Raw genomic sequence first — 6,514 nt, 5'->3', positions numbered from 1 at the left:
CGCCGGCTCGACCACGGCCGCCCTGGCCAGCCGTCAGGCGCGCGCGGTCGAGGCGCTGCGGGGGACGGGTGCCACGAYCCACCGGCACTACGAGCCCGGCCACTGGATGCCGCACGTGTCAGCGACGACCGGGGTGGCCGGCGCGCGGCTGCCGTCCGTCGTCGAGGCCGTCTCGGACCGGCTGCCGTTCACGCTGCGGTGCGACCGCGCAGCGCTCATCGACACGACCGACGGAACCATGTGGAAGCTGTCCGGCGTGCCCTGACGGCGCGCGCCGGCGCGCGCCGGCTCGGCCGTCCCAGCGATCAGGGCCACGTCGGCGTGTCGTCCCCCATCGAGGCCCCGGACCCGAGGACAGTCGTTACCAGGACAGGACTTCGACGGTTGGCCCGTTGTGGTACGTGAACCGTCACTGGTGGCCCGGACTCGCAAGCGCGAGCCGGGCTCCATCCTTTCCGGGGCGAACCGCTCCACCCGCCAAGGCTGCCCGGACTACCGTGGTGAGCATGAGGCGACTCCTCGCACCGGTCATCGCGCCGGTCGTCGCCGGTGCCGCGGCCCTGGCCGTGGTCACGCTGCGTTGGTCCGCACTGCACTGGGGCGCCACCACCGAGGAGACCCGCGAGCGCCTGCCCGGTGACGAGATCCTGCGCGACCCCGGCCTCGTCGCGACCCGCGCCATCACCATCGAGGCCCCGCCCGAGGAGGTCTGGCGCTGGGTCGTGCAGATGGGCGCCGACCGTGGCGGCTTCTACAGCTACGACCGGCTCGAGAACCTCGCCGGTTGCCGGTTGCACAGTGCCGACACCGTTGTCGACGACTGGCAGCACCTCGCGCCCGGTGACCTCGTGCGCCTCCATCCGAAGGTGGCCCTCGCGGTGACCGCAGTCGAGCCGGGACGGTCCTTCGTCCTGCACGCCGCACCCGCCATGCCGGGCGACCCGGCCGCGGCTCCCTACGACTTCACGTGGTCCTTCGTCCTGCGCCGCCACCCGCACCGCGCGACCCGGCTCATCACCCGCGAGCGCTTCGCCTACAGCCACCGGTGGTCGCCGCTGCTCGTCGAGCCCATCGCGGTCGCGAGCTCGCTCATGAGCCAGAAGATGCTGCGGGGCATCCGGGACCGCGCCGAGCGTGGCGGGGCTGTCGCAGGATCGCCGCTCAGTGCAGGATCGCCGCGAAGGCATCGAGGAAGACCTGGATCTCCATCTCGCTGATGACGAGCGGGGGAGCGATGCGCACCGTCGAGCCGTGCGTGTCCTTGACGAGGACCCCCCGCTCGAGCAGGCGGTGCGAGGCCTCCCGTCCGGTCAGCAGCCGGGGGTCGAAGTCGACGCCCGCCCAGAGGCCACGGCAGCGCACGGCCACGACGCCGTGACCGAGCAGCTCGCGCAGCCCGCTCTCGAGCAGGGCCCCGAGTCGCCGCGCGCGTGCCTGGAACTCACCCGTTGACAGCAGGCCGACCACCGCCTGGCCGACTGCGGCGGCGAGCGGGCTGCCCCCGAACGTCGAACCGTGGCTGCCGGGCGTGAAGACGCCGAGCACGTCACGGTCCGCGACGACGGCCGAGACCGGGACGATGCCGCCGCCGAGCGCCTTGCCGAGCACGTAGACGTCGGGCACGACCCCCTCCACGTCGCACGCGAAGGTCGTGCCGGTGCGCCCCAGACCGGACTGGATCTCGTCGGCGACCATGAGCACGTTGCGGCGCCGGGTCACCTCACGCACGTCGCGCAGCCAGCCGTCGGGCGGGAGGATGACCCCGCCCTCGCCCTGGATCGGCTCGAGCAGCACGGCGACGGTGTCGTCGGTGATGGCCGCCTCCAGCGCCTCGATGTCGCCGAACGGCACCGTGTCGAAGCCCGGCGTGTAGGGGCCGTAGTGGTCGTGCGCGACCGGATCGTCTGAGAAGCTGATGATCGTCGTCGTCCGGCCGTGGAAGTTGCCGTCCATGACGACGATCCGGGCCCGTTCGTCCGGGACGCCCTTGACCTCGTAGCCCCAGCGCCGGACCGTCTTGATCGCCGTCTCGACCGCCTCGGCGCCGGTGTTCATCGGTAGCACGAGGTCCTTGTCCGCCAGCCTCGCGAGGTCGCGGCAAAAGGGGCCGAGCCGGTCGCTGTGGAAGGCGCGGCTCGTCAGGGTCAGCCGCTCGAGCTGCGCCCTTGCTGCCCCGACGAGCGCCGGGTGCAGGTGGCCGAAGTTGAGGGCGGAGTAGCCGGCCAGCATGTCGAGGTAGCGGCGCCCCTCGACGTCCGTGACCCAGGCCCCCTCGGCGTGTGAGAGCACCACCGGCAGGGGGTGGTAGTTGCTCGCCACCCACTCCTCGGCGAGGGAGACGTGTTCGTGCGTCGGGGTGCCCGGGGCCGGGCCGGTCCGCTCACGGGCCCCGGGTCGTGCGGCCGTGTCGCTCACCCCTCGATCGTGGYACTGCGGCGCGCCACGAGCACCGGAATGCGAGGTGATCCCGCTCTCGGTTCACCGACGGACGACAACCCCCGGTGGGAGACTCGAAGAGGCGGGTCCCGCAGCCAGGACTACTCGCAGTGGGGTGTGTCGGTCACAGCGTGGCCCAGCCGCGGAGATGGCCATGAGCAGCACCAACACCGCCCCCGTCCATCGCACCCGCGTCGTCATCCTCGGCGCCGCAGGACGCGATTTCCATGACTTCAACGTCGTCTTCCGCGACGACCCGGACCACGAGGTCGTCGCCTTCACCGCGACGCAGATCCCCGACATCGAAGGACGGCGGTATCCGCCGGAGCTCGCGGGATCGCTGTATCCGCAAGGTATTCCGGTCGTCGCCGAGTCGGAGCTGAGCGACCTGCTCGAGCGGGAACGCATTGACGTCGTCGTCTTCGCCTACTCGGACGTGCGCCACGAACAGGTCATGCACGTCGCCTCGCGCTGCATCGCAGCGGGCGCCGACTTCCGGCTCCACAGCGCGCGCCGCACGATGCTGCGCAGCACGAGACCCGTGGTCGCCGTGACCGCCGTGCGCACCGGTGTCGGCAAGAGCCAGACCACCCGCTACCTCGCCCGGATGCTCACCGACCTCGGCCTGCGCGTCGTCGCCGTCCGCCACCCGATGCCCTACGGCGACCTTGCAGCCCAGGCGTGCCAGCGTTTCGCGACATATGCCGACCTCGACCGCCACGACTGCACGATCGAGGAGCGCGAGGAGTACGAGCCGCACCTGGACGCCGGCGTCGTCGTCTACGCCGGCGTCGACTACGAGCGGATCCTCCGCGAGGCCGAGCAGGAGGCCGACGTCATCCTCTGGGACGGCGGCAACAACGACCTGCCGTTCTACGTGCCCGACCTGCACGTCGTCCTCGCCGACCCGCTGCGCCCCGGTGACGAGGCGGCATACCACCCCGGCGAGGCCAACGTCCGGATGGCTGACGTCGTCGTCATCGCCAAGTGCGACTCGGCGCGGACGGCCGACATCGAGGCCGTCGAGGCCTCGGTCCGGACGCTCAACCCGCGCGCGACCGTGCTGCGCGCCGACAGCCCCGTCACCGTGGACGACCCGAGCGCCGTCGCCGGACGCCGCGTCATCGTCGTCGAGGACGGCCCGACGCTGACCCACGGGTCGATGACCTACGGCGCCGGAGTCGTCGGCGCCCGCGCAGCCGGTGCGGCACGGATCATCGACCCGACGCCGTATGCTGTGGGGTCGATCGTCGCGACCTACGCGAAGTACCCGAATGCGCGTGGCGTCCTGCCCGCCATGGGCTACGGCTCGGTCCAGGTCCACGACCTCGAGGCCACGATCCGCGCCGCCGTCGAGGCGGGGGAGTGCKAGGCCGTCGTGAGCGGCACCCCCATCGACCTCACCCGGGTGCTGACCGTGGCGGCGCCCCTCGTGCGGGCCCGGTACGAGCTGCGCGAGGTGGTCCGGGGCGGCCTCGCCGCGGCGGTGCGCGCCGCCCTGCCGCTGGAGATCCGCGGCGGCCATCACGCCCCACCTGCGGACGCCACGCTCGCCGGGAGTGCGCCATGAGTGCCCCCGCCGAGCCCCGTCCCTCCGACTCGCGCGACCAGCGCTCAGGTCATCTTCCCGAATCTCGCGGCGTCGCAACGGCACCCGGCCGGCGAGGAGGCTACGTCGGCTCCCTGCTGGTCAGCGTTCTCATGCTCGTGCTCGTCAACGTGTGGCCCGGCTGGCAGGCCGTGCCGTTCCTCACCGGCCGCACCGTCCTCGTCATCGGCGCCGTGTACGCCTCCATCATCGCGCGCGCGGTTGCTGATCTCGTCAACATCGTCCTGGACCTGCCTCGTGTGCGGGCCCTTGGCGACATCGTCTCCATCGGCTTCGGACTCGTCGCCATCATGCAGTTCTGGCAGGTCTTCCCCCTCGATGTCATCGGCACCGCGTGGGAGGTCGTCGCCCGGATCCTGCTCGTCATCGGCTTCGTGGGCAGCGGGATCGGCATTCTCGAGGCCCTCGTCCGGCTCGTCCGTGGCCGCTTCCCCAGGATGTGATTCACATGAGCTCACCTGTCACCAATCCCAGCAGCAACCAAGGCGCCGAGTGGGTCCCCTCCACCGGTGGCTATCACCCGGCCGGCCGTCACCTCGTCGCCCTCATCATCGGCTGCCTGCTCATCCTCCCGGGCCTCGGCCTGCTCCTCGGCGGGGCGGCCCTCGGCATCACATATGCCGTCGCCCGGGACAGCGCCGGCTACCTGTCCATGACGATGCCCGTCCTGTCGAGCTCCTCGCCGGCCATCACCGCTGGGGATACCGTCGTCGCCGCCCGGCCCGACGTGCCGTCATGGGTGTTCGACCGGCTCCAGGTCGACGTCCGCGTGAGCGCCCAGCCGCTGGCCTCCGGCAAGACCGTCTTCCTCGGCATCGCGCCCGCGAGCAGCCTGTCGGCCTACCTCGGCGGCGTCGCCCACGACCAGGTCGTCGGCATCACCGAACCCCGCGCCAACGGTCAGCGCGCGGCCGTGCTGCGGTCGACGCCAGGCGCTGCTCGCGCACCCGCCCCGACGAGCCAGACGTTCTGGACCGCCTCGGCCACCGGCGCCGGCCAGCAGCAGCTGTCCTGGCGCGTCACCGGCGGACAATGGGCTGCCGTGATCATGAACGCCGACGGCAGCAGTGGCGTGGCCGTCTCGTCGACGATCGGGGTCCGGGCCGGATTCCTCCTGCCGCTGGCCCTGCTCATGGTGGGCCTCGGGCTGCTGATCTCCGGCGGTGCGGTCGCACTCATCATCATCGGCGCGAGCGGGACCCGGCGCTCGGCACCCCCTTCAGCCCTGTCGCCAGTGGCCACCGCTCCGACCGGCGCTCCGACCGGCGCTCCGACCGGCGCTCCGACCAGCGGGTCGATGGCTGCGATGGCACCCGCCGCGTGGCTCCCGCACGCACGGGCCGTGAGTCCGGTCGGCCTGGACGCTCGCCTCGACGAGCCGCTCTCGCGGTGGATGTGGCTGGTCAAGTGGTTCCTCGCGATCCCGCACTTCTTCGTCTTGGTGTTCCTGTGGCTCGCCTTCTCGGTGGTCTGCGTCGTCGCGTTCTTCGCGATCCTCTTCACCGGCCGGTACCCACGTGGACTCTTCGACTTCAACCTCGGCGTCCTGCAGTGGTCGTGGCGCGTCTCCTACTACTGCAGCAGTGGCGGCCTCGGCACCGATCGCTACCCGCCGTTCAGCCTCGGACCGGAGCCGGACTACCCGGCGCGCCTCGACATCGCCTACCCGGCGCGGCTCTCGCGTGGTCTCGTCCTCGTCAAGTGGTGGCTGCTCGCGATCCCGCAGTACATCATCGTCGGGCTGCTGGTCGGCGGCGGCACGTGGGCCTGGGACCGGACCAGGACCGGCGACTCGCACCTCGACGTGCTCGGCGGAGGCCTCATCGGCCTCCTCGTGCTCATCGCGGGCCTCTCGCTCCTCTTCGCCGGCTACTACCCACGGGCGCTCTTCGACCTCGTCATCGGCCTCAACCGCTGGGTCTACCGCGTCGTCGCGTACGTGACGCTGATGACCGACGTCTACCCGCCGTTCCAGCTCGACGAGGGTGGGGCAGAGGTGCCTCAGGGACCCCCGCCACCCACGCCACCGGTCCCGGCCGACCGCACGGAGCCCGTGGCGACTGCCGATCAGCCCGTCGAGCAGCCCGCCGAGCACCCCGGCGAGCAGCCCCGTCAGTTCAGCGGCTGACCTCGGTCGGAGTCGTCAGTAGCGGAGCCTCAGGGCTGGCGCCGCGGTCGGGACAGCGCCAGCCCGAGGCCCGCGACGGCGACGATCGGGCCGATGACCGCCCACAGCGTGACGCCGGACATGGCGCTCCCGCCGACGTAACCGAGTCCCTGCAACGTCCACAGCGCGCCGACGAGCAACAGGAGGACGCCCAGGATGATGCGCACGGGACGACTCATGACGAGGCCCGCAGCCAACTGCTCATGTCTCGACGCTACGTCACTGCTGCACCGGGCGCAGCACTGACGTAGCGACCGGAGGGTGTTTCCCYGGGCTGCCTACGTCACTGCTGCACSGGGCGC

Annotated in this window: 6 protein-coding genes and 1 pseudogene; 5 read left to right on the top strand and 2 right to left on the bottom strand. The window is 71.7% G+C overall.

The features are described from left to right. Together AC1DP0_RS15990 and AC1DP0_RS15985 are read left to right on the top strand one after the other, a co-directional pair. Positions 1 to 265: pseudogene (locus tag AC1DP0_RS15990) on the top strand (2'-5' RNA ligase family protein); the annotation flags it as partial. Positions 266 to 506: 241 nt separating this feature from the next. After that, complete coding sequence (locus AC1DP0_RS15985; protein ID WP_478085973.1) at positions 507 to 1,217, top strand: SRPBCC family protein; 711 nt, start codon at positions 507 to 509, stop codon at positions 1,215 to 1,217. Here the strand turns inward: AC1DP0_RS15985 and rocD are convergent. Further along, positions 1,162 to 2,415, bottom strand: coding sequence for an ornithine--oxo-acid transaminase (gene rocD, locus AC1DP0_RS15980; RefSeq protein ID WP_478085971.1), 1,254 nt, complete (start codon positions 2,413 to 2,415; stop codon positions 1,162 to 1,164). The genes AC1DP0_RS15985 and rocD overlap by 56 nt on opposite strands. A gap of 175 nt (positions 2,416 to 2,590) precedes the next feature. Here rocD and AC1DP0_RS15975 point away from each other — a divergent pair, with 175 nt between their 5' ends. Genes AC1DP0_RS15975 through AC1DP0_RS15965 form a run of 3 tightly spaced genes read left to right on the top strand, consistent with a single transcriptional unit; the run spans position 2,591 to position 6,173 of the window. Continuing rightward, positions 2,591 to 4,006 carry a cyclic 2,3-diphosphoglycerate synthase gene (locus AC1DP0_RS15975; RefSeq protein WP_478085969.1) on the top strand — a complete coding sequence of 472 codons (1,416 nt, stop codon included), beginning with the start codon at positions 2,591 to 2,593 and terminating at the stop codon, positions 4,004 to 4,006. After that, on the top strand, positions 4,003 to 4,488 hold the full coding sequence (locus AC1DP0_RS15970) for a hypothetical protein (protein WP_478085967.1): 486 nt from the start codon (positions 4,003 to 4,005) through the stop codon (positions 4,486 to 4,488). The genes AC1DP0_RS15975 and AC1DP0_RS15970 overlap by 4 nt, the downstream gene beginning before the upstream one ends. Positions 4,489 to 4,493: 5 nt before the next feature. Then, positions 4,494 to 6,173, top strand: coding sequence for a DUF4389 domain-containing protein (locus tag AC1DP0_RS15965; protein WP_478085965.1), 1,680 nt, complete (start codon positions 4,494 to 4,496; stop codon positions 6,171 to 6,173). Positions 6,174 to 6,202: 29 nt separating this feature from the next. Here the strand turns inward: AC1DP0_RS15965 and AC1DP0_RS15960 are convergent, their stop codons facing one another. Then, positions 6,203 to 6,379 carry a hypothetical protein gene (locus AC1DP0_RS15960; protein WP_478085963.1) on the bottom strand — a complete coding sequence of 59 codons (177 nt, stop codon included), beginning with the start codon at positions 6,377 to 6,379 and terminating at the stop codon, positions 6,203 to 6,205. Positions 6,380 to 6,514 lie beyond the last annotated feature (135 nt).

It is taken from the genome of Terrabacter sp. P5_B1 (assembly GCF_056400505.1).
The sequence above is the reverse complement of the archived record's forward strand: the minus strand, read 5'-3'. Positions and strand labels throughout refer to the sequence as shown.

Coding starts and splice junctions, on each gene's coding strand:
- AC1DP0_RS15985 (WP_478085973.1), top strand. CDS start 507: ATGAGGCGACTCCTCGCACCGGTCATCGCGCCGGTCGTCGCCGGTGCC.
- AC1DP0_RS15965 (WP_478085965.1), top strand. CDS start 4,494: ATGAGCTCACCTGTCACCAATCCCAGCAGCAACCAAGGCGCCGAGTGG.
- AC1DP0_RS15970 (WP_478085967.1), top strand. CDS start 4,003: ATGAGTGCCCCCGCCGAGCCCCGTCCCTCCGACTCGCGCGACCAGCGC.